The organism is Ochrobactrum sp. 19YEA23 (genome assembly GCF_029909865.1).
Lineage (GTDB): Bacteria > Pseudomonadota > Alphaproteobacteria > Rhizobiales > Rhizobiaceae > Brucella > Brucella gambitense.
This window is the reverse complement of record NZ_JASAMQ010000018.1, coordinates 1-25,823: the sequence shown is the minus strand read 5'-3', so window position 1 is coordinate 25,823 and position 25,823 is coordinate 1. Positions and strand designations below refer to the sequence as shown.

The window sequence follows — 25,823 nt, the reverse complement described above, 5'->3', positions numbered from 1 at the left end:
CCAACATACTCCCCTATTCCCTTATTCCCCTACTCACCTAAAACTTCAGGGTCTCTTCATCGAAACCGCAGGCGCGCCGTCCGGTCCGAGCGATGCGACCCACTGGCTGATTGCGGCAGCATCCTTGTCGCCAAGCATATGATCGGCATCAACCGTGCGCGCATCGACACGCGCGCCGCTGGAACGCAGAAGCGCTGAGAGTGCTGGCGCAAACGGCGAATAGAGTTTGTCTTCGTCACCGGTGATCGTCAGCACGCGCGTCTTGCTCAGATTGGCGACCGGCGCATTGTCCAGCACCGGCATCGAGCGCATCAGCACAGCGCGTTTCACCAGATCAGGATGCAGCATCATGGTTGCCGCCAGCAGATTGGCGCCGTTCGAATAACCCACAAAGGTCGCGTGGGTGAGGTCGAGGTCCTTGTCGTCGGCAAGGCGCGTCAGGAACGTCACGAAAGCATTGGCTTCGAGCTTGATATCCTTCTGGTCGAACTTGACCGGCGTGATGCGCTTGTACCAGCGCGTGCCGCCGTCCTGCATGACGCGACCGCGAATGCCGAGCAGCGTCGCGCGCGGCCAGATCTTGGATGCCAGCGGAATGAGGCTGGTTTCATTGCCGCCCGAACCGTGCAGCAGGATAACCAGTTCATTGGACGCCTTTTCCGGCGTATAGAAGCGGTGAATGAACTGCTTGCTGCGGGAAAAATTCTGTTCCGGCGTGATTTCCGTATCCATCTTCTTCTCGCGTATGGTGACGCCTTCACCGAGCTTCGGGGCGCCTTCTTCTTCTTTCATCGAAGCGGCGATGCCGCTCAGTGCCTTGCCCTGACCTTTCGTGGAAACAGCCACAGGCTGCCCCTCAGCAAAAGCCGAGCCGGTCGATACCATAAGCGCAGCCGCCAAAGCGGCAATAAACATCTTCTTTACCATGATCTCTACATAGCCAACGAGACGTTAACGAAGGTTTGAAAGTGGCACTCGCAGAAAGCCCATAACGTGCCTGCCTTCGCGGCGAATGCAACTCCCTTAACAGCAGAGATTGAGCGAGAATATGGCAGAATAACGAAAAATTTCGACGTGTTACAATTCTGTTACAAGTTGAGCAAACCATCAACAATGCGTGAGCCACGAACAAGTGGCGAAAACACCATGTTTCTGACGTGTTCAGCGGCAAAATAGGGTATTATTCCAGCAGGATGGATCAACGGACATGAGCAGCTTCAAACCCGGTCGTCTTTCGCATGCCCGTCTCACGCATGATGCGGTGACACCGAAAAACATCTATCTGCATCGCCGCCAGTTTATGGCAGGTCTTGGCGCGCTTGCCACAATGGGCACAGTTGGCAGCTTTGCATCCTCGGCATTTGCAGACCCGCTCAAGGCCGCTGCCTCCGCCTATAAGGTCGATGAGAAGCTGACGCCGAAGGAAGACGTCACGACTTATAATAATTTCTATGAATTCGGCACCGACAAGAGCGATCCTTCCGCCAATTCCGCGGACTACAAGCCGCTGCCCTGGAAGCTGACCGTCGACGGACTGGTGAAACAGCCAAAAGAATTCGACATGCGCGACCTGATCGCCAAGATGCCGCTGGAAGAGCGTATCTACCGTATGCGCTGCGTCGAGGCGTGGTCGATGGTGATCCCGTGGATCGGCTTTCCGCTGGCAAGCCTGCTGTCGCAGGTCGAGCCGCTCGGTTCCGCCAAATATATCGCCTTCACCGGCGTCGTGCGCCCGGAGGAAATGCCCGGCCAAAAAGGGCTGTTTCAGGTTCTGGACTGGCCCTATGTCGAAGGGCTGCGGCTTGATGAAGCCCGGCATCCGCTGACCATTCTCGCCGTCGGGCTTTATGGCGAGACGCTGCCCAATGCCAATGGCGCGCCGATCCGCCTTGTTGTGCCGTGGAAATACGGCTTCAAGGGCATCAAGGCCATTACCCGCATCTCCTTTGTCGAAAAGCAGCCGCCCACCTCCTGGCAGCAACAGGCTGCCAATGAGTATGGCTTCTATGCCAATGTGAACCCGGCGGTCGATCATCCGCGCTGGAGCCAGGCAAGCGAACGGCGCATCGGCGAAGACAGTTTCTTCGCCTCAAGCCGCCGCCCGACCTTGCCCTTCAACGGCTATGCGGACGAAGTCGCATCGCTCTATGCCGGCATGGACCTGAAGGCGAATTACTGACATGACGGCTGAGAAGGCAGCGACAAGCGAAACGCGCAGGAAAAAGCCGACGGGTCGCAAATCTGATGGCTGGAAGGTCTGGCTGCTCTATGCAGTCGGGTTCGTTCCGGCGGTCTGGACCTTCTATCTCGGCGCGACCGGCGGTCTTGGTGCGGATCCGGTCAAGACCTTCGAACATACGCTCGGCCTCTGGGCGCTGCGCTTTCTGATCCTGACCCTGCTCGTGACCCCGATCCGCGATCTGACCGGTCTCAGCCTGCTGCGCTATCGCCGGGCGCTTGGTCTTCTCGCCTTCTATTATGCGCTCATGCATTTCGCGACCTATATGGTGCTCGATCAGGCGCTGAATTTCCCGGTGATCCTCGCCGATATTCTCCGGCGTCCTTTTATCACCATCGGCATGGTCAGCCTCGCTTTGCTGGTGCCGCTGGCGCTGACATCCAACAACTGGTCGATCCGACGGCTCGGACGCCGCTGGATCAGCCTGCACAGACTGGTCTATGTCGCCATCGCAGGCGGTGCGATCCATTTCATCATGTCGGTCAAAAGCTGGCCTGCAGAGCCAATCATCTATGCAGCCATCGTCGCAGCGCTGCTTCTGTGGCGAATGGTGCGTCCCTACAGACGCAGCCGCAAGACCACAGCGCCGCGTCCGCGCGGAGAGGCCGTCGCCGTCAAGAAGTAACAGCTTATAGAAGCTTCAGTTTTTAAAGCTTCCAGTCTATCGAGATAAATTTCTCCAATTTCTGGATAGGCACTGACATAGTGCCGCAAATCATGTCAGTATCGCCGCAGATTCCTCATTTATTACTGCAACCGGCGAGCACTGAGGTACATGACGTCTATTTTGAGATCGGCGCCCGTTCGCATCGCAGGCAAGTTTATCTTCGTCGTTTTTGCTCTTATCTTTGCGATCTGGGCAAGTTTTGCGATGTGGTATCAGTTGCCATTCGGCAGCGTTGTTCGCCAGGCGGTCATCGCGCTTTGGCTGCTCATCACACTTTGGATTGTCGCCGGGGAACGGCAATTCTCATGCTGGCGCAAACGACTGTTCTTCTGCCTTCTCGCCCTCATCATTATCGGCTGGTGGACGACAATCCGCCCTTCCCTCGACCGGATATGGGCTCCCGATGTTGCACGCACCGTCACCGGCAAGGTGGATGGCGACATGGTCACTTTGTTCAATGTCCGCGATTTCGAATGGCGCACGACCGAAGACTTTACGGAAAACTGGAAAGACGAAACCTACGATCTGAGCACGATCACGTCGGTGGATATCTACCTGTCCTATTGGTCGAGCCCGGCCATCGCCCACACGCTGCTTTCCTTCGGCTTTGCTGACGGACGTCATGTGGTCTTTTCCGGCGAAATCCGCCGCGAACATCATGAGGTTTTTTCGTCCATTGGCGGCTTTTTCCGCGAATTCGAGCTGGCGATGATCGCCGCCGAGGAACGGGATATCATCTATCTGCGCACCAATGTCCGCAAGGAAGACGTCTATCGCTATCAGGTCAAACTGCCGCCCGGACCGGCCAGGCAATTGTTCCTGTCCTATGTAGAACGCGGCAACCAGCTGGCCGCCAAGGCGGAGTTCTACAACACGCTGACCACAAACTGCACGACCATGATCTTCGGCATGGCGCGCCTGCTCGACCCGACATTCCCGTTCGACTACCGTATTCTGCTGTCAGGCTATCTGCCGGGTTATCTCTATGACAATCACTGGATCGAGAATGGCGGCTCTCTGGAAGAAGTACGCCAGCGCGCATCCATCGATGCAAAAGCGCAGGCGGGCGGTCGCGACGGATTTTCACAACGCATCCGCGAATAAAAAAGCCCCGCAAAAGCGGGGCTTTCTCATGCATTTACGCTGTGATCAGATCGCAGCGGTGATGATGATTTCGACTTTGTAGTCCGGCGTTGCAAGTGCTGCTTCACCGGTTGCGCGGGCTGGCGTGTTGGCCGGATCAACCCAGGCGTCCCAGACAGCGTTCATTTCGGCGAAATCCTTCATGTCGGCCATCCAGATGATCGCCTGAAGGATCTTGGACTTGTCCGAACCGGCTTCCTTGAGCAGGCGATCCACTTCAGCCAGAACGGCCTTGGTCTGATCGGTCACGCTGGCGCCCGGCAGGCCGACCTGACCGGCGAGATAAACAGTATTGCCGTGAACCACGGCCTGGCTCATGCGCGGACCAACTCCGATGCGACGGATGCTCATGGTGAACTCCTCTGAATGCTGCTGCGGAACGTGCTCCGCATTGGAAAAAATGTGCGCTCTCTTATGGAAGCCCGGGCGCTGTTTGGCAATGGCATTGCCATGCGCAATCGCTTAAATTCGAAAACAGGAGGAACGACTATGGAGAAGCCGCTTGCCGACATTTACCGGGATTACATTGCCTGCCTGAACCGACAGGATTGGGATAATCTCGGACGCTTCGTCCATCAGGCGGTCGCACATAATGACAGGCCTTTCGGACTGGCTGGCTATCGCGCCATGCTGGAGCAGGATTTCAAGGCGATCCCTGATCTCCATTTCAATATAGACCTGCTCGTCAGCGAACCACCAACTGTCGCCGCGCGCCTGGCCTTCAACTGCACACCCATCGGCGTCTTGTTCGGCCTGCCGGTCAACGGTCGCAAGATCCGGTTTGCGGAAAACGTCTTTTACACCTTCGAAAATGGCCTTGTAAAAGCGGTCTGGTCAATTATCGACAGAGCATCTATCGAAGCGCAGCTTTGATCGCATCTGCGGATTGACTCTTGGGGCCCCTCCCCCTATAAGCCGCGTCACGTTCGCCCGCGCGGGTTAACGGATGGTTTGCGCTGTCCGCCGCAAGGGAAAAGAACCAGCTCCTGTTCATGCGAGCATGATCCCGGAAACGGGAAACCGGCTTCGGGCCAGATCATGCTCAACTGAAAAACAGAATTAAGAAGGGCCGCACACCGCGGTATTAAAAAAATGAAGCGCACTTATCAGCCATCCAAGATCGTCCGCAAGCGTCGTCACGGTTTCCGTGCACGCATGGCTACCACCGGCGGCCGCAAGGTTCTCGCCGCTCGCCGTTCGCGCGGCCGTAAGCGGCTTTCCGCTTAATCTTTTCCCGCGCAGCTGCGCGGTGAACAAAGATATGAAAAAGCCGAAACAAATACTCCGCCTTCGCAAGAGAGCGGAGTTTTTGGCTTTGAGGAACGGTGAAAAGCGGCGTGGACCGCTGTTTCTTCTCGAAGTTCGCGAGCGGACGGAAGAGGAATCGGCAGTGGCCAAAATTGGCGACAAGCCCCGCGCTGGCTTCACCGTCACCAAGAAGAACGGTAACGCCGTGATACGAAATCGCATCCGCCGCAGGCTGAGAGAAGCGGTACGTTGTCACGCGGGACGTGACATGGCGCCTTCGACCGACTATGTGATCGTAGCGCGCGAGCAAGCTCTCACTGCGCCCTTTTCGCGACTGACCGAGGAACTCACCCGCCGCATCACGGCCAGGGCTGAGCGGAAGGGCGAAGGGAAACGCCGAACGGAAAGACCGGAATCAGGACCCGTCAATGGAAAATAAACGCAATTTCTTCATCACCATTGCCCTGTCCATCCTCATACTGACGCTGTGGCAAGTGTTTTATCTGGGTCCGAAAACGGAAGCCCAGCGGGAGCAGGCACGCATTGAGGAGCAGCAGCGGCAGGCCCAACAGGCAGCCCAAACGAGCCAGGCAGGCAATGGTGCAGGCGATACGCCGCAGACGCCAGCCGCCTCAGGCACAATTCCCGGCCATGGTGATGTGGCAGCCGCTGGCGGCGCACTGACCCGCGAAGCAGCAATCGCCCAGACGCAGCGCGTCCAGATCGATACGCCTTCGCTGCGCGGTTCGATCAATCTGACCGGCGCGCGTCTTGATGACCTCTTCCTCAAGAACTACCACGAGACCGTCGACGACAATTCTCCGAATATCGAACTGCTCGCGCCTTCCGCGCTGAAGCAGGGCTATTTCGTCGAACTCGGCTTTACCGGCAATGACACGACCGGCCCGGTTCCGGGTCCAAACACCGTCTGGTCCGTGGAAGGCAACGACAAGCTGACCCAGACCACGCCGGTCACGCTGACCTATACCAACGAAAAGAACATCACCTTCAAGCGCGTCATCTCGGTTGACGACGCCTATATGTTCTCCGTTGACGACACGATTACCAACAATACCGGTGCGCCGATTTCGCTGGCCTCCTATGGCCGCGTTACCCGCTTCAACCAGCCCGAACACGCCAGCGCTACCTATGTTCTGCATGAAGGCCTGATCGGCGTCATGGGTCAGGACGGCCTGCAGGAAATCAAGTATTCCAAGGTCGAAGACGACAAGGACATTTCGTTCAAGGACGTCATGGGCGGCTGGCTCGGCATTACCGACAAGTACTGGGCCGCAACGCTCGTACCGCCGCAGGACGAAAAGTTCACCGGCCGCTTCTCGCACTTCACCAATGATCGCCCGCGCTACCAGACCGATTTCCTCGGCGCGCCGATGACCATTGAGGCTGGCCAGTCGCAGACGCTGAAGAACCACGTCTTTGCCGGTGCAAAGGTCGTCACCCAGATTCAGGCTTATGAAAAGCAGCTCGGCATCAAGCAGTTCGAACTGCTGATCGACTGGGGCTGGTTCTACTTCATCACCAAGCCGATGTTCTACCTCATCGACTGGATCTACAAGTTCTCCGGCAATTTCGGCGTCGCCATTCTGGTTGTCACCGTTCTGCTCAAGGGCCTGTTCTTCCCGCTCGCCAACAAGTCGTACAAGTCGATGGCGCGCATGAAGCTGGTTCAGCCGAAGATGACGGAAATCCGCGAAAAGTACGCGGATGACAAGATGAAGCAGCAGCAGGCCATGATGCAGCTGTACAAGGAAGAGAAGATCAATCCGCTCGCGGGCTGCTGGCCGGTGCTGGTGCAGATTCCGGTGTTCTTCGCGCTCTATAAGGTTCTCTACGTCACCATCGAAATGCGCCATGCGCCGTTCTTTGGCTGGATTCAGGATCTTGCAGCGCCCGATCCAACCTCGCTCTTCAACCTGTTCGGCCTTCTGCCTTTCGCCGTGCCGCACTTCCTGATGATCGGCGTCTGGCCGCTTCTGATGGGTATCACGATGTTCCTGCAGATGCGCATGAACCCGACCCCGCCGGATCCGACGCAGGCTGCGATCTTCACCTGGATGCCGATCATCTTCACCTTCATGCTGGCTTCGTTCCCGGCTGGTCTCGTGATCTACTGGGCATGGAACAACCTGCTCTCGATCACCCAGCAGGGCATCATCATGAAGCGTCAGGGCGTCAAGATCGAGCTCTTCGATAATCTGAAGAGCCTCTTCAAGCGAAAGCCCAACGAGGCGAAGAAATAGAACTGAAAGAACCCCGCTTAGGCGGGGTTTTTCATGCCGTCATGTTGACAATGCGGCCCATACCATTGATGCGTGTGTTCTACAGAATAAAGCGACCAGGATAAAAACATTGAGCGAGCAGGATAAGAAGCAGGCGGCAATCAATGCGGCTCAGGCGGCGGCAGATGCGACCCGCGCGGCGCAGGCAGCACTGGTCGAGCAAGGCCGTGCGCTTTTCAAGAAGTCGTGGATCTTCATCCGCGGCGTGCCGTCGATGCAGTTCCTGCCACCGGAAGGCCCGGTGGAGATCGCCTTTGCCGGACGCTCCAATGTCGGCAAGTCATCGCTCATCAATGCTCTGGTCAACAAGAAGGGCCTTGCGCGCACGTCCAATACGCCGGGCCGCACGCAGGAACTGAACTATTTCGTGCCAGACGGTTATTCCGGCGAAAACGGCGACCTGCCGCCGCTGGCCCTTGTGGACATGCCCGGCTATGGCTTTGCCGAAGCGCCCAAGGCCCACGTCGATGCCTGGACGCGTCTTGTTTTCGACTATCTGCGCGGACGCACCACGCTGAAGCGCGTCTATGTGCTGATCGATGCCCGCCATGGCATCAAGAAGAACGACGCCGAAGTGCTCGACCTTCTCGACAAGGCAGCCGTGTCCTACCAGATCGTGCTGACCAAGATCGACAAGATCAAACCGGCAGGCGTGCCGCGCCTGATGGCGGATACGCACAAGCTCACCTTCCGTCGCGCAGCCTGCTTCCCCGGCATTATCGCCACCTCATCGGAAAAGGGCCTTGGCCTCGACGATTTGCGCGCCGCTATTGCTCTGGTGATCAAGGAATCCTGATTTTCGCCTGACCTGTCCTTAGAGCCTGACTCAAAAAGCGGCCTGTGTGTGCGAAAATGGTGATTTTCGAGTACCGGAGCGGAGCGTACTCAAGGTACGTGAGCACCGGAAGCCTCGCATAATCCCGAAAAGTTGCAGACTTTTCGGTTCAGATTATGCGAATGCAAATCTCAAATTGCCATTTGCAGCCACACAGGGCGACTTTTGGAACAGGCTCTCAAAGAGGACAGGTTTCCGGCAGGTGGTTCAGCCCCTGATTGCGGCGCTCGAACTGCGCGTCGGTTTTCTCCCCGTCGCGGGTGATGCGCAGCACATAGATGCTGTCGAAATCGTCGCCTGACCATTTGGGCACGTCATGTTTGTCGCCGCCATTCTCTTTGACGATATCGCGCACCAGCTTAACGATCTGCTTGTGCTCCCAGCCGACCAGAACGGTCGCATTGCGATAGGCAGGTGCTGCCAGCGCTTCTTCCAGCTTGTCGATATCTTCGAAACCAAAACGCGTATCGACCGGCAGGCCAAGCGCAATTGCGGTCGGCTCGACAGTCGCCAGCGGACGCACATAGGCATAGGTCTCGCCCTTGTCGTCCTTCTCCTCGGACGGATTGGGCGCGAAAATCGCCGACGGTTTGCCGAACTGTTTGGCGATGACCGCTGGCAGTTTCAGCGAGCGGTTCAGGCCGCGGCAGCTCAGCTGCCCCAATCCTGCTTCCGGCTTTTCGCCATGGCGGACAAAGATCACGGTTTGTGTGGAGGATGCCGCAGCAGCAGTGCTTTGGGCGGCGTTGAGGGCAAAGAGCGAAACCAGAGCGGTCAAAATCAACCGACGCATTGAAACAACTTTCTTCATCATACAGTGAAACTATAAAACCACATTTACATAGAACATTGGCGTGAGCATGCGAAGCATGTGTCCAGCCAACTATTCGTGAAAAATAAGTCGCGAGACCGTTTTCGCGGATTCCATTTGAATCAAAACCGGTCTAGAAAAGCCTGCCTCTTCTGCCCTGTCGCCAGCCATGGAGCCCGCGATGACGACTCTTGAAAATTCCGAAAAGCAAGCGCAACTCCTCTCCGCCGCCCTGCCCTATATGCAGCGCTACGAAAACAAGCACGTCGTCGTGAAATATGGCGGCCACGCCATGGGCAATCCGGAGCTTGGCAAGGCTTTTGCCCGTGATATCGCGCTTTTGAAGCAGTCCGGCATCAACCCGATTGTCGTGCACGGCGGCGGACCGCAGATTCAGGCCATGCTGACCAAGCTGGGCATCGAATCCCGTTTTGAGGGCGGATTGCGCGTCACCGACGAAAAGACCGTCGAAGTGGTGGAAATGGTTCTGGCCGGTTCCATCAACAAGGAAATCGTCGCCCTCATCAATGCCGAAGGCGAATGGGCCATCGGCCTGTGCGGCAAGGACGGCAACATGGTTTTCGCGCAGAAAGCGCACAAGACCGTCATCGATCCCGATTCCAACATCGAGAAAGTGCTCGATCTCGGCTTCGTCGGCGAACCGGCGGAAGTCGACCGCACCCTGCTCGATCTTCTGGCGCGTTCCGAAATGATCCCGGTTATCGCACCGGTCGCTCCGGGCCGCGACGGCTATACCTACAACATCAATGCAGACACCTTTGCGGGCGCCATCGCTGGAGCGCTGGCCGCAACCCGCCTTCTGTTCCTGACTGACGTCCCGGGCGTGCTGGACAAGGATAAGAAGCTGATCAAGGAACTCTCCGTGGCCGATGCGCAGGCGCTCATCAAGGACGGCACGATTTCCGGCGGCATGATCCCCAAGGTCGAAACCTGCATTGAGGCAATCCGCCGTGGTGTGGAAGGCGTCGTCATTCTCAACGGCAAGACGCCGCATTCCGTTCTGCTGGAACTCTTCACCGAACATGGTGCCGGCACGCTGATCGTGCCATAAAGACCCATGACCAACAGTTCTGATCCTTCGGCCTTCACTCCAGCTTTTGCACACGTCACTGACTGGGTGTTTGACCTCGACAACACGCTCTATCCCCATGCCGCCAATCTGTTTTCGCAGATCGACGTGAAGATGACGAGCTATGTTGAAAACCTGCTTCAATTGCCGCGCGAGGAAGCGCGCCGCATCCAGAAGCAGTTCTATCTCGACTATGGCACCACGCTGAAAGGCCTGATGGAATGCCACCAGATCGATCCGGACGACTTTCTGCAAAAGGTGCACGACATTGACTATACCTGGCTGAAGCCAGATCCAGCGCTCGGCGAAGCGATCAAATCGCTGCCGGGCCGCCGCTTCATCTTCACCAATGGCGATCGCGGACATGCCGAACGTGCGGCCCGCCAGCTCGGTATTCTGGATAATTTCGACGACATTTTCGACATCGTGGCTGCGGGGCTGATGCCGAAGCCAGAACGTGTCACCTATGACCGTTTTCTCGGCGCTTTTGGCGTCGACGCCAGCAAGGCGGTGATGTTTGAAGATCTGGCGCGCAATCTCGTCGTGCCCAAGGCGCTCGGCATGAAAACTGTTCTGGTGGTGCCGAATAATTTCGAGCCGACCTTCTCGGAAATCTGGGAAAGCGATCCGGAATTTACCGATCAGGTGGACTATGTGACGGATAATCTGACCCAGTTTCTGGAACAGATCATTGCAGGCAGATAGGCATTTCACCGGCCTCGAACAGTCTATCGATGCAGCGGCCCACCGTGTCCTCGACCGGCTGCCGCGGAACCGCCTGACCGACGGACTGATTGAATTTCTGGTTTTCGGCCTGAAACAGGCATGGGCCTGTCTGTTTGGCGGCGCCATGCTCGGCCTCATCATCCTCACCCGCTGGCTTTGGCCGGAAAGCGGTGTTGACGGTGTTGCCAATGTCGTCACCCGCTATGATTTTCTCTTCCTTTCCGCGCTGGCTATCCAGCTTGCCATGCTGGTCTTCAAGCTGGAGGCATGGGAGGAAGCCAAGGTCATCCTGATTTTCCATGTCGTCGGCACGGCCATGGAAGTGTTCAAGACCCATGCCGGTTCGTGGGTCTATCCTGAAGAGAACTTCTTCCGTATCGGCGGCGTGCCGCTTTTTTCAGGCTTCATGTATGCGGCCGTCGGCTCCTATATGGCGCGCATCAACCGGATCTTCGATATCCGGCTGAACCATTATCCGCCGCTTTGGACAACAGTGGTGCTGGCAGCTGCAATCTACGCCAATTTCTTCGCCCATCATTTCATCTGGGACATTCGCTGGCCGCTCTTTGCGCTGACATTCGCCTTGTTCTGGCGTACCAGCATGCATTATCGCGTGTTCCGTTTTCGGCACAAAATGCCCCTGCTCGTCGCCTTCCTGCTGACCTCGCTCTTTATCTGGTTTGCAGAAAATATCGGTACTTGGTCGAAAGCCTGGCTTTACCCCAACCAGCATAATGGCTGGGTGCCGGTTTCGCTCGGCAAGCTCGGCTCATGGTATCTTCTGATGATCATTTCCGTCGTGCTGGTCACGCTCGTTCACCGTCCCCGCCCCTATGAGGGGCAGGAGGATGCCCAATCGCTTCCACCTGAAAAGGCGGAAGCATAAGCCTCCAACGCTCGGTCAAAACTTGCCCGTGACGTCGATACTTGCACCATAGGCCATATCCCGGTTCACCGTTCGCACAAGATAAGGCGTGACGCCGACACTCAACACCTCACTAAATGCGTAGGACAAAGTGGTCGACAGGCTGCCGCGTGTATGCGCTGCATCGGCATCGAAGCTGAGCGCGCCGATATATTCGGCACTCGCCGTCACGCTTGGATCATCATGCAATATGTCCTGCTCGATCTCTGCATTGATCAACCAGCGCACCCTGTCGCTCAACGGCATGGCATAATTCGCCCCGAGATAAACGCCCAGACGCTGCGACTTCACATCCGAATAGCTGAACGGGAAATAGGCGTTGGTTTCCGTATAACCATCCATTTTCAGATCGCTGTAGCGCAGCCCCGCATAATAGCCGATGGCAGCATTGTCGGAGAGATCGTGCGACCGCCCAGCCTCCAGAGACGCACCCCAGCCTTTTACCGCGCTCTCGCCTGTACCCGCCTCGGTATAATCCAGAACCTGCCGCGTCCGTTCAATATCGTAGCGATTGGCGGCGACCGAACCTTGCAGATACCAGTGACCCGTTGCCGTTGGCGCGCGCCAGCGGGCATAGAAACCGCCGCCAATATTGTCATTATCCCGGTCGAAACTGTCCGGCATGTCGCGCCAGAAAGAATGCGCGACGGTGATGCCCGCCAGAAAATTATCAGTGAAAGCGTGCGCCATGGAAATCCAGCCAAGCGCATCGGTCGTCCCGCCTGCGCGCCCGACATTTGCTGAAAGCGAGTAGCAACTTTCGCCCGCTTTTGCGACGTCGCATGAGCGCTGTAAGCGCCCCAATGTTCCGCGCTGCGACTCCATGACCGAGAATGTGTCCCCGGCCAGAGCCGCAACCGTTTTCGCAGTATTGGTCACATCAATGCCAACCGATTGCATGGGTTGGGTTGATCCAGTACCCGCTTGCGACGATCCAGACGATTGCGTACCAGCGCCTGCATCCGCCCCAGATGTCTGCTGCCCGGTTCCGCCTGCACCGGGCCCTGTTGTGGACGTTTCGGTAACCGGTGGCGTCGAACCGTTGCCCACTACTGGCGGTTCTGAAGTTTCCCCACCCGAAGACGAACCCGGTTGAGCGCCAGCCCCTGCTCCCGGTGTCTGCGATTCTGCGCCGCCCGAGCCAGTCCCCGGTGCAGGCGTTCCAGTAACTGGCGGCGTTCCCATCTCCCCCGGATCGGGATCAGGGTTCGGTGTTGGCGTGCCTGTGACCGGCGGAGACGAAATCAACAGCTTCCATATGGTTGCATGCGATGCCCCGGACGCCAGTGTGGAAGTTCCGACCACAACTGTCCCATCTGCCGACATGGCATTGGCTGTTGAAGACACGCCTCCAAGTGTGCCGAGATCGGTGGGCGCGGTCGCGCCATTCGCCCAATAGACAGCATGCAGATTGCCGTCCGTTGCCGACGACGATCCGGCAATGATCGAACCATCGGCAGATATGGAGGCGACGTCAGAATAATAGCCGCCAAGTGTGCCGAGATCGGTTGGCGTCGTCGCGCCTGACTTCCACGATACGGCGTGAGTTTCGCCAAGCTCAGTATAAGATATGCCTGCCAGAACGGAGCCGTCCGCCGACAGCGTGAACACATCGGAATAGAACCCGCCGAGCGTGCCAAGATCGACCGGCGATGTTGCGCCATCGGTCCACGATGCGGCATGGATTTCGCCACCGCTCGTTTCCGACTGCCCGGCAATGACGCGCCCATTGGCAGATACGACATTAGCTGCGGAATTTGAGCCGCCAAGCGTGCCGAGGTCCGCTGGCGTCAGTGCACCGTTTGTCCAGGAAACCGCGTGAGCAGCGCCAAACGAAGAGTCTGCGTAACCGACAATCACACTGCCATCAGCGGAAACCGCCTTGGCATAAGAAGTACTGCCGTTTAGCGTGCCGAGATCGATGGGCGATGTTGCACCATCCATCCACCTGACCGCACGGTTCTTGCCGCCCGATGTGGTGGAATTCCCGACAATGACACTGCCATCGGCAGACAAAGCAACAGCGTCGGAAAAATTACCGCCCAGTGTTCCGAGATCGGTTGCCAGCGTCGCGCCACCTGCCCATGCAACAGCGTGTTGCTCGTTGCCAAATGTAGCCTGACCGACAATGAAAGTGCCGTCCGCCGAGACGGCATTGACGCCGGAACTGCCGCCGCCCGACACTGACAGAACAGTCGGCGTCGCGCTTCCCCGAGACCAGGAAACCGCCGATAATCCGCCGCCAGCCATATAGGCCCTGCCCGCTATGACGGACCCATCAGCCGACACCGCCGTCGCAGTGGCATCGCCAGCAAGTGCTCCGAAATCCAAAGCTGGACCAGACTGCTCCACATCGGCAGCACACGCAGGACAAACGAAGGACGCCATCCCGAGCAGAAACACGGGAATACTTTTGAGAATCGCTTTCATAGCGACCTCTTAATTAACAATATGAGAGAACGCGGGAATATATACGTTATTTAAGAATATATAATACATGATACCCTCACACAAACATGTGGTTTTATCATATATTTAATTTTAACTACGACAACATCTATTGTTTCATATTAGAACACATTGTGTGTATTTATAATTACTTTTAAATAATACTTACATATAAACACAATGAGTTTCAAAAGGCATTATAATTCAGATGAACCGAAGCTGCGGGCCTAGCATCTGAGCTTTCAAGCCTCTCCTCTTCACTCCGCTCAATCAGTTTGGAGAGTTCCTTAAATGACGAAGGCGGGAGGGGTCACCCTCTCCCGCCTGTCTGTGCTTATTAGATCAGCCTCCACCGACCGGAACGCCTTAGCCAAAGATCACCGGCTCTGGCTTTTCCATTCATGCGCCCCCCGCGCCTATCGTGGCAAGCCCTAGAACTTACCGGAAAGACCGATGATGGCCCCGAACGCCGTATCCTTGTTGACCGTACGGTTGACATAAGGCGTGACACCGACACTGACGGCATCGCTGAATGCATAGGACACTGTCGTAGAAAGGCTGCCGCGTGTATGCGCTGCATCGGAATCGAACTTAAGCGAACCGATATAGTCGGCGCTGGCGATCACGCTCGGGTCCTTGTGCGAAAGATCCTGCTCGATTTCCGCATTGACCGACCAACTGACCTTGTCGGTCAGCGCCATGCCGTAATTGGCGCCGAGATAGGCGGTCGAACGCTGCGACTTCACATCCGAATAGGTGAACGGGAAATAGGCATTGGTTTCCGTATAACCATCCATCTTCAGATTATCGTAGCGAAGCCCGCCGTAATAGCCTACGGTTGACTGATTGGCGAGATCGAAGGATTGACCTGCTTCCAGCTGCACGCCCCAGCCATTGATAGTGCTGTCGCCCATACCCGGCTCAGTATAGCCCAGAACCCGTCGCGTCCGCTTGACGTCGTAGCGATTGACCGCAGCAGAACCCTGCACATACCAGCTGCCATGGGCCGTCTGGTCTCTCCAGCGCGCATAAAGACCACCGCCGATGTTGTTATCGTCGTGATCAAAATCACCCGGAAGATCGCGCCACAGAGAATGCGCAATGGAAACGCCTGCTGAGAAATTATCGGTAAAGGCATGACCGAGCGTCATCCAGCCGAGCATATCCTTGGAATTGCCCGCCTTGCCGATATCTGTCAAGATGGAGTAGCAGCTCTCGCCCGCCTTCCAGACATCGCAGGACGTTTGCAGACGACCGAGCGTCGCGCGCTGCGATTCCATGACAGAGAACGTGTCGTGAGCAAGCGCCGCCACCGTTTGCACCGTGTTGGTGACATCGATACCCACGGTGGTCGGAGTTGGGTTTGGCGGTGTCGGCTTGGGATCCGGATCTAGGGCGGGGGGCGGGACGAGCTTCCAAAGAGCCACATGATCAAAGCTGTCGTCAGTCATCTGCGCAGATCCTACAATTACCGTGCCATCGTCGGACACTGCATTTGCAGTACTGCTGACCCCGCCAAGCGTGCCGAGATCCATCGCATGCGTTGATCCGTTCACCCATGCCGCCGCGTGCTGATTGCCGTCGGTATAATCCGCCCCTCCAACGATGACCACGCCATTGTTGGAAACTGCCTTTGCAATACTCGTGCCTCCACCAAGGGTGCCGAGATCTGTCGCATCAGGAGATCCGTTCACCCATGACACCGCGTGGTAGGTTGCAGAAGTTCTATCCGAAGCCTCAACAATCTCTGACCCCCCAATAATCACCTTGCCGTCGCCAGAAACCGCAACTGCACTGCTGGAGTGTCCGTCACCATACGGGTTAAGAACTGTGGGCGTGCTCGCACCATTCGCCCATGAAAGTCCGCGTTCATGATTGGAACCGAGATCTTCATTCCCGATGATCACCGCGCCGTCGTTAGAAACTGCGACTGCCTGACTACTGATCGCCTCAACAGGTGCGTCGAGTTGTGTCGGAGTCGTTGCTTCGTCCCTCCATGACGTCGCGTACTGTTTTCCTGTTCTATCCTGCGCCCAGCCAACGATGACGTTGCCGTTCCTCGAAATTGCTAGTGCATCACTGCTGTTTCCACCGAGCGTGCCTAGATCCGTCGCGTAGTTGAAGACGTCCGGATCGTCTGACACGTTCACCCATTTTGCTGCGTGATAATTGCCGTCCTCGTCCTGAGAGTTACCAACGATCACACTCCCCTCACCGGAAACCGCTGTTGCTTTGGCGTTGAACAAGAAGTCATCAGCCGAATAAACACCCACGAGAGGAACCGCGTGTGACGAACCGTTCAACCACACTTGAGCTGAGTTCCGTTGGTCGCCTATCCAACCAAGGATCACCTTGCCGTTCGCGGAAACAGCAACTGCGCCACTCGCGTCAGTATCACCACGGTCGAGATCGGTCGCTACACCACCCACCCATGATGTCGCATGGCCGGTTTTGAGATCCAAAAACGCCGTCCCTACAATCACCTTGCCATCGGCTGAAATCGCAGCTGCACCACTCCCGTAGTAATCGGTGAGATCAGGAGGAAGGTCCGACTGCCCCAGCGTCCAGTCACCTGCCATCGCCATGTTTACACATCCCACCAGCGCGGACGTGCCAAGCAATAATGCAGCTGCTCTTCTCAAAACCGTGTTCATAGAAACCCTTTAAAATAAGCTTTGCAGTATTTCGCCCCACGCACTGCAAAAGAGGCATGAGGAGAGCCCAAGAGGCGGGAGGAGCCCTCCCCACCACATTGGCGCGACCGGCGCGCAAATGTGGAAACAACCGAGAAATTCCCGGAAAGATGGCAATAATTAAGCTGAAATGAACACAGAACCCGACAGGCCCGCCGCTCCCAGGAATAAGCTTGAGGATCTGCACACGCGTGACAGCTCACTGCCGGGCAAAGACGCGAACATCGCGCATCTTATATTCAATTGAGCTTTATATTGCCCATTTTTCCATAAAAAAATCAGTTCGAAGGCTATATTGAAATCAAAACCAAACAATACATAAGAATCCCAAATGTATTTTCAGATTATTTCATTCTAAATTTCTAATTAAATACATTGTGAACAAAATTAAAACGTGCACCACCATCTGTTGAAGGGCTGAGGAATTTTGGAATACATTAAAGGAGGCACCCAATCTGCGCGCAAGTCGGGTGCACTCAATTGTATATCGATTGCGGGTTCGAGACGACACCCGAAAAGGGCGCGAACAGGGATTTGGCCCATCCGACAGAATCGGAACTCGCCCGGATGCCCCCCCCCTGCTTGGCAGCCTACAGCTTGTAAAAATCCTTGATCTGATCCCAGGCTTCGTCCGCTGTTTCGACGAAGTTCAGAAGCTCGATGTCCGCAGGCGAAATCGTGCCCTGCTCGGCCAGAAATTCGATATTGATCGCCTTGGTCCAGAACTCCTTGCCGAACAGGATCAGCGGCATGCGCTCCATACGGTTGGTCTGGATCAGCGTCATCGCTTCAAACAACTCGTCCATCGTGCCGAAGCCGCCCGGAAACACGCAGATCGCCTTGGCGCGCATCAGGAAGTGCATTTTGCGGATCGCGAAATAATGGAAGTTGAAGCAGAGCTCCGGCGTCACATAGGGGTTCGGCGCCTGCTCATGCGGCAGCACGATATTGAGGCCGATGGTCGGCGCACCGACATCAGCCGCACCGCGATTGCCCGCTTCCATCACGCCCGGTCCGCCGCCCGTCACCACGATGAACTCGCGATAATAGGTCGTGGCGGAATATTCCGAGCACAGGCGGGCAAATTTGCGCGCTTCCTCGTAATAATGTGAATTGGCTTCGAGATTCTTCTTCTGCACTTCGTTCTTGGCCGCCCATGCCTCGCCGCCCGGCTCCGGAATGCGCGCGCCGCCAAACATCACCACCGTTGATTTGATGCCGCGGTCGGCAAGGATCAGCTCTGGCTTGAGAAGTTCGAGTTGCAGGCGCACAGGGCGCAGGTCGCGGCGCGTCAGGAAGTCGTCATCCGTAAAGGCAAGGCGATAGGCAGGCGCTTCCGTCTGGGGTGTCTGCGGTACGGTTTTTGCCTGCTTGATGGCTTCTTCGGAATTCGGGAACGGCGTCCAGCCGGACTTCTCCATCGGGTTCATGCTTCTCACCTGCTCCTTACAACCTGTTACCAAATCCATTCTGGCGCTAAATGCTTAATCTGTCTCAAACATGACAGACATTGTTCGAGAATGGAGATCAAGAGAGCGCAATTGCACCCCGATCATGATTGACCCATATGGCGCCTTCGCTTAATCACTTTCATGACAATCGGCCGGACCAAGCGCCCGGCCTGCCATCCGCCGCCCATTCACGGAGACTGCACCCCATGACCAAGCCAGACCTCGCCTCCCTTGAAAAGACCATCGACAAGGCTTTTGACGAGCGCGACGGTGTCAACACGGCAACACGCGGCGAAATCCGCGATGCCGTTGAACAGTCGCTTATCCTGCTCGATCGCGGCGAGGCCCGTGTCGCAGAAAAACAGGCGGACGGCAACTGGCAAGTCAACCAATGGCTGAAGAAAGCCGTGCTGCTCTCCTTCCGTCTCAACCCGATGGAAGTCATCAAGGGCGGCCCCGGCCAGTCCTCCTGGTGGGACAAGGTGCCGTCCAAGTTCGATGGCTGGACTGCCAATGAATTCGAAAAGGCCGGCTTCCGCGCCGTGCCGAACTGCGTCGTGCGCCACTCGGCCTATATCGCACCCAACGCTATCCTGATGCCGTCTTTCGTCAATCTTGGCGCTTATGTTGACGAAGGCACCATGGTCGACACCTGGGCGACCGTCGGCTCTTGCGCACAGATCGGCAAGCACGTGCATCTTTCCGGCGGCGTCGGCATTGGCGGCGTTCTGGAACCAATGCAGGCCGGACCCACCATCATCGAAGACAATTGTTTCATTGGCGCGCGTTCGGAGGTCGTCGAAGGCTGCATCGTGCGTGAAGGTTCGGTGCTCGGCATGGGCGTGTTCATCGGCAAGTCGACCAAGATTGTCGACCGCGCAACCGGCGAAGTCTTCTATGGCGAAGTTCCGCCCTACTCGGTGGTCGTCGCGGGCACCATGCCCGGCAAGAACGTACCCGGCGAAAACTGGGGCCCGAGCCTCTATTGCGCCGTGATCGTCAAGCGCGTGGATGAAAAGACCCGCTCGAAGACCTCGATCAACGAATTGCTGCGTGACTGACGCGTTGCAGAGCTGACAGACAAGGAAAAGGCGAAGCTTGTGCTTCGCCTTTTTCATTTGAGGCATTCGTGCTTCACGATGGACTGCCCTTCGGATGGCGCAATGCCTTCAGTCCAGGACTTCGCCCAAGAGCTTCATCCTAAAGCGGCGACCGTTTGGTAGTCTGGCCGCAACGCTTCAGGACCATCATCCAATGGAACGCACTATTTTCTATGGCTGGACGGAGAAGCGTCTCCGAACCGATTGGCCGAACCGTCCCTTTGAGCCGACGATTCACGACGGATGGTTGCGGGCGCAGTGTAATCGATATTCTGTCGGGTCCCCAAGAACGGGCCCGAACCAGTCATTCTGAAAGCCTTTTCCTGAGCAACCTGATCTTCGGGCATTCCCACATAAGGATTTTCAGCATGAGCAGCACCCGCACTGAAAGCGACAGCGACGGTGACGGCAGCAAGAGCTAATTTCTTCATGTTCGTACTCCTAACAATATGTCCCTTTATCGGCATTCAGCCTCAGCCTTTCACCAGGCCGTTAGGGACAGTTCAAAAGAGCGCAGCGCTTCCCGCAATCACTCCGCTGTCGCTCAAATGAGATACAATTAGAAGAAATTCCAGTCACGAAAATGCGATATTGACCACGGATATATACCTATAACTTCTTAGAAAAATTCTGCGTTGAAAATATTATTTAGTTATTTTAATTAGTTAGAGAAAATTTATGCGATCACACCCGTGTGATGCGGCTCCAATACCCCAGACAGTGCACATCGAACATTGTATTTCAAATATGAACAATGAGAAGCTTCTTATAATCCCTCGTGCCAAATGAAGAAGGCGAAGCTTGTGCTTCGCCTTTTTCATTTGGGACTATCGGTTGCGATCGATCTCTGGATCGATCGCTCCCTTCGGATGGCACGAAGCCTCTGGTCCGGGCATAGGTCCGGGGAGGCTTCGCAGCCATCCTCCGGGGAGATTCTATTCAATCAGACCATTAGTTCTCATAGCTGGAAGGCGAAGCATCACCGAAGCGATGGGCCGAACCATCCTGATAAACCGGGGCCGAATGGCGAATGGTTGCCGTTGCGGTGTAATCGACATTGCCCTTCGTGCTGAAGAGTGGGCCGGAATTCGGCTGCTGGAATGCCTTCTCCTGGGCAACCTGAGATTCAGGCATACCGACATAAGGATTTTCGGCATAAGCAGCACCGGCGCTGAGAGCGACAGCAAGGGCGGCAAGAGCGAGCTTTTTCATTTTCGATCTCCTAGTAAAATGGAGCGGCGTATGAATTCGTCGTTCCGATACATCCTAAATGGGTGACAGTGGTGGAAAGTTCCATGCACGAAAACGTGGAGATCATCACAGCTTCGTGCGCGGCCGTTGATCAAAACGTTGCGATTGATTTGAAAAAAATAAATAAAATCAACATTGTTATCTATGATAATATGATCACGTCCACATTACAGCCTTTAATCTGTTCATAACCAGTAAACAGTCTGTTCGACTATATTGTATAATAAAAGTGAACAATTAGGGAACTACCGGCAGTTTCACATACGACGATAGCGACCCGACCAATCAGGCATACATTCCGTTGCGACAGAGCCAGCGCAACAAAAAAGCCGCATCCAAGATGCGGCCTTTCATAAACAGTTTCGGACCCGAACTTACAGTTCGCTATCAGTTATTCGCGACGGCAACCGAACGCCCGGCAATGGAAACCCACTGGCCGGAATTGGCGGGCGACTGCATCTTGATATAGCGGTAGGACGTCTTCTCGACGGGCAGAACCTCGTCACGCATATTGTCGAGAATATAATCGCCATGATCGGTACGGGCGGTAAGCACAATATGCGCCTCGCTGCCCTGCACCATGGTGATGAGCAGCTGCGACGGGCTCATGCCGCGCGCCATCAACTGCGCACGCTTCATCAGAACGTAATCCTCGCAATCACCCTTGCCATTGACCGGAATGGTCCAGTAATCGCGCTTGCCGTAATTATCCATATCGGAAACCGGCTTGATACGGTGATTGACGGAGCTGCTGACGCTCTGCAGGAGCTTCATACGCTGTGGAGTAAGCTGCATCGGCGGCAACACGCTATGGCCACGGCAATCGCGTGGATTGCGCCCGCAATAGTCCTTGTGTCCGTAAGGGATGCTTGTCACTCCGCCCGCTTCACTCCACTGTGCAGCCTTGGCTGGTACCATCGTTGCTCCGAAGAGCGCCATCATGCCTGCTACAGTTGTGGTGATTAAACGCATGCACAGTTTCCCATTATTAAAAAACGTTCCCGCTGACCGGCCCGTTTCCCGGGTCTCGTTATCAACTCTTTTTTAACTAACGATGACAGAGGCCCTCCGGTCAAGAAAATTTCGTTCTCAAATTGCAACCAAGTTGGAAAAGCGCGTGAAGAGTGAATTTTCAGACATGGTTACGGCCAACGGTTTGTGGTTCCATCCGGACGCATCCCGATCTAGTCTCACTCTCCAGACGATTCTTGAGTGAAGAAGCCGACATCATGAGCCTACCAGTCAATCCCGCCGATAATCTCGCCGCCCTCATCCGCTGCCCATCTGTTACGCCCGCCGAAGGCGGCGCGCTGACGGCGCTGGAAGCAATGCTGAAACCAATGGGCTTTTCGATCGAACGCCCCGTCTTCAGCGAAGACGGCACGCCCGACATCGAAAATCTCTATGCGCGCAAATCCGGCAACGGACCGCATCTGATGTTTGCGGGTCATACGGATGTCGTTCCGCCCGGCGATGAAAACGACTGGAAGCATCCGCCCTTCTCCGCCGCCATTGAAGATGGCGTCATGTATGGGCGCGGCGCGGTGGATATGAAAGGCGGCGTCGCCTGTTTTGTCGCCGCTGTGGCCCGCCATGTAGAAAAGCATGGCAGCCTGAAGGGCAGCGTCTCTTTCCTCATCACCGGCGACGAAGAAGGTCCTGCGGTCAACGGCACTGTAAAACTGCTCGACTGGGCAAAGCAGCGCGGCGAAAGCTGGGACGCTTCGATTGTAGGTGAGCCGACCAATCCCAATGCGCTTGGCGACATGATCAAGATCGGTCGTCGCGGCTCGCTTTCCGGCACGATTATCGTTCACGGTGTGCAGGGCCATGCAGCTTATCCGCATCTGGCGGAAAATCCGGTGCGGGGCATCACCACACTGGTGGATAGCCTGCTTTATCCGGCGTTCGATCAGGGCACTGACGATTTTCAGGCCAGCAATCTGGAAGTCACCACCATCGACGTTGGCAACAAGGCCACCAATGTCATCCCGAACAAGGCGACGGCCTCGTTCAATATCCGTTTCAACGACACATGGACGGCGGAAAGCCTGCAAGCCGAAATCCGCGCACGCCTCGAAAAGGCCGCCCGCGACAACCGCCTGCGCCCCGGTCGCGAAACGCCAATCAGCTATGAGCTGACATGGCGCGAAAGCCCAAGCCATGTCTTCCTGACCCGCGATGAAAAACTGATCGGCACGCTGACGGCTTCCGTCGAGGCTGTGACCGGCAAGCGACCGGAACTGTCGACTTCCGGCGGGACGTCGGATGCGCGTTTCATCAAGGATTATTGCCCGGTGGTGGAATTCGGCCTCGTGGGCCAGACCATGCATATGGTCGATGAGCGTGTGGCCCTTGCCGACCTTGAAGGGCTGACACAGATTTATGAGCGCTTCATCGCTGATTTCTTTGGGTAACGCAAAGGCCCGGAAAGCTGCATGACTTTTCGGACTCGATAATGCGAAACATTGGGGAGCCCATGCCGAGCCTGGACGATATTTACAGATATTTCCTGGGTGTCTGGAAAATGATGCTCGGTCGCCGCGACGGTCTCGATTATCTCGACATATCCGCCGAGGGTTTCTGGTCTTCCTTTTTCGCGATAGCGGTGGCTCTGCCACCGCTTTTTGCCAGCTGGGTAGCCTATGCCGCCGATCTCACCGCCGGGCGCGAGGAGGCGGGTATCCGCTTTGCCATCGTCCTGAGGGCGGCCTTCGTCGATATTGCAGCATGGGTGGTGCCGCTTGCCCTCATCGGCATGCTGGCCAAACGGATCGGCATCGTCAAACGCTATGCAGCCTATGTGATCGCCACCAACTGGGGCAGCGCACTTCTGGCCTGGGTCTTTGCCCCGATCACCTTGCTACAGCTGTTCTTTCCGGGACGTTTTGATGTGGCGACACTTTTCGCGTTCATCATGTTCGGCGCTTCGATTGTGCTGAGCTATCGGCTGACCTTTGTGGCGTTGCAACGCCCGCACGCTTTCGCGGCACCGTTCTTCGCCTGCGTCTTCTTCGGCTCGCTGTTCCTCACCGTGCTGCTTCAGCAGATCTTCGGCATAGGCTTCGACCCGCACGCTTACTAGGTAAACAGGTAACAACTGAGAGAAAGGCCAGCTTTATCATATAAAATTCTTCGTATTTTATATTTTTGCAAAATATTTAATGGAGAAAATATAATGACCTTAGAAAATAGAGACGACGGCTATAACAAAGTAGCCGGCAGCCACCGCATAAGTGCTGATTTTAGCGATTCACCTAATGATAAAGATGTGATCCTTGAAACGTTCAGTGCAAGTTGGCCAGTTCCTGTCATCCCGGAAGCTCCCCACAATCAAACGGGTTTTAGAATATGGGGAGGATTACGCGCTTATAAGAGTAATTCTCAAATACAGTTGGCTTTGGGCTGGGATCCAGATCTTCAGTATTATCTCAGTATTATTTACATTCATGATGATGGACGAACTCAAGTATCCGACATAAAAAAAATAGAACCAAGCGGAACAATGTCTTTTACCACTAAAGTCGTCGTTCAAGGAGCAAACTATAGGTATAAACTCTCTATAGGATCCAGTCAAAATGAATCAATTACGGCTGAATACGATTTGCCATGCGCATTAAACCAAGCTGTTCTTGGCCTAGATCTTGATTCTAGCGACTATCGTGACCTTCCGCCACAGGATAAAGTTCTAGTGAACACCATTTCTGTTGGCTTAGCTCCAACAAATGGACAACCCACCCCGCTAGATAAAATCAACTGGAAGAATGAAACCTACGGTGTTCTTATTCCATCTGGATATATCGTTCTTGTTATGGAAAATACTAACAAATATGGACAGTACTGGATTGGATTGAGATAAATCTCAATAATAAATTATTGAGATTTTTCCAATAGATTCAAAAATCAAAAGTATAAAACCATGCAAGACACATATAAAAAATACACAATTGGCAGCCATCGCGCATATGGCGACTTCTGGACTGGCGCCAGCGACGACGAAGTAATTATTGAAGGTTTCAGCGCAAAATGGACCATACCATCAGCTCCTGTGGCCCCACATAATCAAACTGATTTAATGATATGGGCTGGCTTAGGCGCCTCCAACAGTGACAACCAAATACAACTAGTATTGTGGTGGATATCAAGTGAACAAAAATGGCTGGTTACTGTAATCTACCATACATCATCGGGCGTCACTCAAAATTATGGAGGATACGATGTGCGTCCGGGATACCAAATAGAAGGCGACATAATATTAAACAAAACTGATGACGTCATCAAATATGACGTAATATTTAAATTGTGGGATGAGGGGCTTGGCGGCGTGCCGATCATCAATTTCCAAACGGACATGCCGTGCGTATTAAACAGAGCTATTCTAAGTGTTGACCAGAATACAACAACCTATTTAGACCTTCCCCCAGATGATTTCTTGAATATCTATACAAGCGCCAAAGTAGCAAATTCATCGTTCGGATTGTCTCCTGACTATAATGCTTATTGGACATTCGAAGGAAAATGGGGCGCAACCGTGCCTTCTGGAAAGATGGGATGGGTTGCCAATCCGAGCATTGAATCCGGAGAAGTAGTTTTTGGCTTTAAATAACGGAATTTTAATGTAAGCAACGCAGCGCATACAAGTCCTAAAACGGGAAAGCGTAGTCGACACCGATCAGATAAAGACCGTAAGGCGGTGCGACTTGTCCGCAGGCCTTGCGGTCGCGCGCTTCAAGCGCCGCCTGCAAATCATCCGCCGTTCAGCGGCCAACGCCCACTTCCATCAGGCTGCCCGCGAAGGATCGGTAAGCCCACGGTGAAGGCCGTCTTGCGATGACGGCCTGCTGACTGCCAGTCCTAGTGGTAACACTAGGAGTAGTCATATGACGAAGCATCCAA

General features: G+C 55.3%; 25 protein-coding genes and 1 pseudogene. 16 read left to right on the top strand and 10 right to left on the bottom strand.

What is annotated here, in order from left to right; genetic code table 11:
- Positions 1-45: 45 nt before the first annotated feature.
- Complete coding sequence (locus QBD01_RS25095) at positions 46-927, bottom strand: alpha/beta hydrolase (RefSeq protein ID WP_280995002.1); 882 nt, start codon at positions 925-927, stop codon at positions 46-48.
- Between the two features lie 280 nt (positions 928-1,207).
- On the opposite strand from QBD01_RS25095, the gene msrP reads away from it, so the two are divergent.
- From msrP to QBD01_RS25080, 3 genes are all read left to right on the top strand, one after another.
- On the top strand, positions 1,208-2,179 hold the full coding sequence (gene msrP, locus QBD01_RS25090; RefSeq protein ID WP_280995001.1) for a protein-methionine-sulfoxide reductase catalytic subunit MsrP: 972 nt from the start codon (positions 1,208-1,210) through the stop codon (positions 2,177-2,179).
- A 1-nt stretch (position 2,180) separates the two neighbouring features.
- A complete protein-coding gene (gene msrQ, locus QBD01_RS25085; RefSeq protein ID WP_280995000.1) occupies positions 2,181-2,864 on the top strand; it encodes a protein-methionine-sulfoxide reductase heme-binding subunit MsrQ in 684 nt (227 codons plus the stop codon).
- 150 nt (positions 2,865-3,014) lie between these two features.
- The gene (locus tag QBD01_RS25080) at positions 3,015-4,010 is read left to right on the top strand and encodes a DUF4105 domain-containing protein (protein ID WP_280994999.1); all 996 of its coding nucleotides are present in this window, start codon (positions 3,015-3,017) and stop codon (positions 4,008-4,010) included.
- A gap of 45 nt (positions 4,011-4,055) precedes the next feature.
- On the opposite strand, the gene QBD01_RS25075 is transcribed toward QBD01_RS25080, so the two are convergent.
- Positions 4,056-4,400, bottom strand: coding sequence for a RidA family protein (locus QBD01_RS25075; protein WP_280994998.1), 345 nt, complete (start codon positions 4,398-4,400; stop codon positions 4,056-4,058).
- A 138-nt stretch (positions 4,401-4,538) separates the two neighbouring features.
- Between QBD01_RS25075 and QBD01_RS25070 the strand changes: the two genes are divergently transcribed.
- The 5 genes from QBD01_RS25070 to yihA all read left to right on the top strand — a co-directional run bounded on the left by QBD01_RS25070 (position 4,539) and on the right by yihA (position 8,393).
- Entirely contained in the window at positions 4,539-4,922 is a 384-nt protein-coding gene (locus tag QBD01_RS25070; RefSeq protein WP_280994997.1) for an ester cyclase, read from the top strand.
- Between the two features lie 219 nt (positions 4,923-5,141).
- Complete coding sequence (gene rpmH, locus QBD01_RS25065; RefSeq protein WP_006467565.1) at positions 5,142-5,276, top strand: 50S ribosomal protein L34; 135 nt, start codon at positions 5,142-5,144, stop codon at positions 5,274-5,276.
- 34 nt (positions 5,277-5,310) lie between these two features.
- The gene (gene rnpA / locus QBD01_RS25060; RefSeq protein WP_182522209.1) at positions 5,311-5,736 is read left to right on the top strand and encodes a ribonuclease P protein component; all 426 of its coding nucleotides are present in this window, start codon (positions 5,311-5,313) and stop codon (positions 5,734-5,736) included.
- Positions 5,726-7,558: a membrane protein insertase YidC gene (yidC, locus tag QBD01_RS25055; RefSeq protein ID WP_182522210.1), complete on the top strand. Its 1,833-nt coding sequence runs from the start codon at positions 5,726-5,728 to the stop codon at positions 7,556-7,558. Before rnpA ends, yidC begins: the two co-directional genes overlap by 11 nt.
- Before the next feature lie 190 nt (positions 7,559-7,748).
- Entirely contained in the window at positions 7,749-8,393 is a 645-nt protein-coding gene (gene yihA / locus QBD01_RS25050; RefSeq protein ID WP_247880528.1) for a ribosome biogenesis GTP-binding protein YihA/YsxC, read from the top strand.
- 217 nt (positions 8,394-8,610) lie between these two features.
- On the opposite strand, the gene QBD01_RS25045 is transcribed toward yihA, so the two are convergent.
- Positions 8,611-9,225, bottom strand: a complete 615-nt coding sequence (locus QBD01_RS25045; RefSeq protein WP_280994996.1) for a hypothetical protein — start codon at positions 9,223-9,225, stop codon at positions 8,611-8,613.
- A 199-nt stretch (positions 9,226-9,424) separates the two neighbouring features.
- Between QBD01_RS25045 and argB the strand changes: the two genes are divergently transcribed.
- From argB to QBD01_RS25030, 3 genes are read left to right on the top strand one after another with little or no spacing between them, the layout of a single operon-like run.
- Positions 9,425-10,315, top strand: coding sequence for an acetylglutamate kinase (gene argB / locus QBD01_RS25040; protein WP_280994995.1), 891 nt, complete (start codon positions 9,425-9,427; stop codon positions 10,313-10,315).
- Between the two features lie 6 nt (positions 10,316-10,321).
- Positions 10,322-11,038 (top strand): pyrimidine 5'-nucleotidase, encoded by a 717-nt coding sequence (locus QBD01_RS25035; RefSeq protein ID WP_280994994.1) that lies wholly within the window; start codon positions 10,322-10,324, stop codon positions 11,036-11,038.
- Positions 11,025-11,945 carry a DUF817 domain-containing protein gene (locus tag QBD01_RS25030; RefSeq protein ID WP_280994993.1) on the top strand — a complete coding sequence of 307 codons (921 nt, stop codon included), beginning with the start codon at positions 11,025-11,027 and terminating at the stop codon, positions 11,943-11,945. The genes QBD01_RS25035 and QBD01_RS25030 overlap by 14 nt, the downstream gene beginning before the upstream one ends.
- 15 nt (positions 11,946-11,960) lie before the next feature.
- Here QBD01_RS25030 and QBD01_RS25025 read toward each other — a convergent pair whose 3' ends face one another.
- From QBD01_RS25025 to QBD01_RS25015, 3 genes are all read right to left on the bottom strand, one after another.
- Positions 11,961-14,414, bottom strand: coding sequence for an autotransporter domain-containing protein (locus QBD01_RS25025; protein ID WP_280994992.1), 2,454 nt, complete (start codon positions 14,412-14,414; stop codon positions 11,961-11,963).
- 449 nt (positions 14,415-14,863) lie between these two features.
- The gene (locus QBD01_RS25020) at positions 14,864-17,017 is read right to left on the bottom strand and encodes an autotransporter domain-containing protein (RefSeq protein ID WP_280994991.1); all 2,154 of its coding nucleotides are present in this window, start codon (positions 17,015-17,017) and stop codon (positions 14,864-14,866) included.
- A 698-nt stretch (positions 17,018-17,715) separates the two neighbouring features.
- Positions 17,716-18,555 (bottom strand): LOG family protein, encoded by an 840-nt coding sequence (locus QBD01_RS25015; RefSeq protein ID WP_113534782.1) that lies wholly within the window; start codon positions 18,553-18,555, stop codon positions 17,716-17,718.
- Between the two features lie 227 nt (positions 18,556-18,782).
- Between QBD01_RS25015 and dapD the strand changes: the two genes are divergently transcribed.
- On the top strand, positions 18,783-19,637 hold the full coding sequence (dapD, locus tag QBD01_RS25010) for a 2,3,4,5-tetrahydropyridine-2,6-dicarboxylate N-succinyltransferase (RefSeq protein WP_078339922.1): 855 nt from the start codon (positions 18,783-18,785) through the stop codon (positions 19,635-19,637).
- 203 nt (positions 19,638-19,840) lie between these two features.
- Here the strand turns inward: dapD and QBD01_RS25005 are convergent, their stop codons facing one another.
- The 3 genes from QBD01_RS25005 to QBD01_RS24995 all read right to left on the bottom strand — a co-directional run bounded on the left by QBD01_RS25005 (position 19,841) and on the right by QBD01_RS24995 (position 21,866).
- A complete protein-coding gene (locus QBD01_RS25005) occupies positions 19,841-20,107 on the bottom strand; it encodes a hypothetical protein (protein ID WP_280994990.1) in 267 nt (88 codons plus the stop codon).
- 520 nt (positions 20,108-20,627) lie between these two features.
- The gene (locus QBD01_RS25000) at positions 20,628-20,888 is read right to left on the bottom strand and encodes a hypothetical protein (RefSeq protein WP_280994989.1); all 261 of its coding nucleotides are present in this window, start codon (positions 20,886-20,888) and stop codon (positions 20,628-20,630) included.
- A gap of 426 nt (positions 20,889-21,314) precedes the next feature.
- Complete coding sequence (locus tag QBD01_RS24995) at positions 21,315-21,866, bottom strand: transglutaminase-like cysteine peptidase (RefSeq protein ID WP_280995022.1); 552 nt, start codon at positions 21,864-21,866, stop codon at positions 21,315-21,317.
- A gap of 290 nt (positions 21,867-22,156) precedes the next feature.
- Here QBD01_RS24995 and dapE point away from each other — a divergent pair, with 290 nt between their 5' ends.
- The 4 genes from dapE to QBD01_RS24975 all read left to right on the top strand — a co-directional run bounded on the left by dapE (position 22,157) and on the right by QBD01_RS24975 (position 25,533).
- The gene (gene dapE / locus QBD01_RS24990) at positions 22,157-23,344 is read left to right on the top strand and encodes a succinyl-diaminopimelate desuccinylase (RefSeq protein WP_280994988.1); all 1,188 of its coding nucleotides are present in this window, start codon (positions 22,157-22,159) and stop codon (positions 23,342-23,344) included.
- 62 nt (positions 23,345-23,406) lie between these two features.
- Positions 23,407-24,012: a hypothetical protein gene (locus QBD01_RS24985; protein WP_280994987.1), complete on the top strand. Its 606-nt coding sequence runs from the start codon at positions 23,407-23,409 to the stop codon at positions 24,010-24,012.
- 93 nt (positions 24,013-24,105) lie between these two features.
- Positions 24,106-24,786 (top strand): hypothetical protein, encoded by a 681-nt coding sequence (locus QBD01_RS24980; protein WP_280994986.1) that lies wholly within the window; start codon positions 24,106-24,108, stop codon positions 24,784-24,786.
- Between the two features lie 60 nt (positions 24,787-24,846).
- On the top strand, positions 24,847-25,533 hold the full coding sequence (locus QBD01_RS24975) for a hypothetical protein (protein WP_280994985.1): 687 nt from the start codon (positions 24,847-24,849) through the stop codon (positions 25,531-25,533).
- A gap of 37 nt (positions 25,534-25,570) precedes the next feature.
- Here the strand turns inward: QBD01_RS24975 and QBD01_RS24970 are convergent.
- Positions 25,571-25,729: pseudogene (locus QBD01_RS24970) on the bottom strand (tRNA pseudouridine(38-40) synthase TruA); the annotation flags it as partial.
- Between the last annotated feature and the right edge of the window lie 94 nt (positions 25,730-25,823).

What these genes read in the sequence shown, in the direction of transcription:
- QBD01_RS25095 (WP_280995002.1), bottom strand. Translation starts at nt 927, where the DNA reads ATGGTAAAGAAGATGTTTATTGCCGCTTTGGCGGCTGCGCTTATGGTA.
- msrP (WP_280995001.1), top strand. Translation starts at nt 1,208, where the DNA reads ATGAGCAGCTTCAAACCCGGTCGTCTTTCGCATGCCCGTCTCACGCAT.
- msrQ (WP_280995000.1), top strand. Translation starts at nt 2,181, where the DNA reads ATGACGGCTGAGAAGGCAGCGACAAGCGAAACGCGCAGGAAAAAGCCG.
- QBD01_RS25080 (WP_280994999.1), top strand. Translation starts at nt 3,015, where the DNA reads ATGACGTCTATTTTGAGATCGGCGCCCGTTCGCATCGCAGGCAAGTTT.
- QBD01_RS25075 (WP_280994998.1), bottom strand. Translation starts at nt 4,400, where the DNA reads ATGAGCATCCGTCGCATCGGAGTTGGTCCGCGCATGAGCCAGGCCGTG.
- QBD01_RS25070 (WP_280994997.1), top strand. Translation starts at nt 4,539, where the DNA reads ATGGAGAAGCCGCTTGCCGACATTTACCGGGATTACATTGCCTGCCTG.
- rpmH (WP_006467565.1), top strand. Translation starts at nt 5,142, where the DNA reads ATGAAGCGCACTTATCAGCCATCCAAGATCGTCCGCAAGCGTCGTCAC.
- rnpA (WP_182522209.1), top strand. Translation starts at nt 5,311, where the DNA reads ATGAAAAAGCCGAAACAAATACTCCGCCTTCGCAAGAGAGCGGAGTTT.
- yidC (WP_182522210.1), top strand. Translation starts at nt 5,726, where the DNA reads ATGGAAAATAAACGCAATTTCTTCATCACCATTGCCCTGTCCATCCTC.
- QBD01_RS25045 (WP_280994996.1), bottom strand. Translation starts at nt 9,225, where the DNA reads ATGCGTCGGTTGATTTTGACCGCTCTGGTTTCGCTCTTTGCCCTCAAC.
- argB (WP_280994995.1), top strand. Translation starts at nt 9,425, where the DNA reads ATGACGACTCTTGAAAATTCCGAAAAGCAAGCGCAACTCCTCTCCGCC.
- QBD01_RS25035 (WP_280994994.1), top strand. Translation starts at nt 10,322, where the DNA reads ATGACCAACAGTTCTGATCCTTCGGCCTTCACTCCAGCTTTTGCACAC.
- QBD01_RS25025 (WP_280994992.1), bottom strand. Translation starts at nt 14,414, where the DNA reads ATGAAAGCGATTCTCAAAAGTATTCCCGTGTTTCTGCTCGGGATGGCG.
- QBD01_RS25020 (WP_280994991.1), bottom strand. Translation starts at nt 17,017, where the DNA reads ATGGCGATGGCAGGTGACTGGACGCTGGGGCAGTCGGACCTTCCTCCT.
- QBD01_RS25015 (WP_113534782.1), bottom strand. Translation starts at nt 18,555, where the DNA reads ATGAACCCGATGGAGAAGTCCGGCTGGACGCCGTTCCCGAATTCCGAA.
- dapD (WP_078339922.1), top strand. Translation starts at nt 18,783, where the DNA reads ATGACCAAGCCAGACCTCGCCTCCCTTGAAAAGACCATCGACAAGGCT.
- QBD01_RS25005 (WP_280994990.1), bottom strand. Translation starts at nt 20,107, where the DNA reads ATGAAGAAATTAGCTCTTGCTGCCGTCACCGTCGCTGTCGCTTTCAGT.
- QBD01_RS25000 (WP_280994989.1), bottom strand. Translation starts at nt 20,888, where the DNA reads ATGAAAAAGCTCGCTCTTGCCGCCCTTGCTGTCGCTCTCAGCGCCGGT.
- QBD01_RS24995 (WP_280995022.1), bottom strand. Translation starts at nt 21,866, where the DNA reads ATGGCGCTCTTCGGAGCAACGATGGTACCAGCCAAGGCTGCACAGTGG.
- dapE (WP_280994988.1), top strand. Translation starts at nt 22,157, where the DNA reads ATGAGCCTACCAGTCAATCCCGCCGATAATCTCGCCGCCCTCATCCGC.
- QBD01_RS24985 (WP_280994987.1), top strand. Translation starts at nt 23,407, where the DNA reads ATGCCGAGCCTGGACGATATTTACAGATATTTCCTGGGTGTCTGGAAA.
- QBD01_RS24980 (WP_280994986.1), top strand. Translation starts at nt 24,106, where the DNA reads ATGACCTTAGAAAATAGAGACGACGGCTATAACAAAGTAGCCGGCAGC.
- QBD01_RS24975 (WP_280994985.1), top strand. Translation starts at nt 24,847, where the DNA reads ATGCAAGACACATATAAAAAATACACAATTGGCAGCCATCGCGCATAT.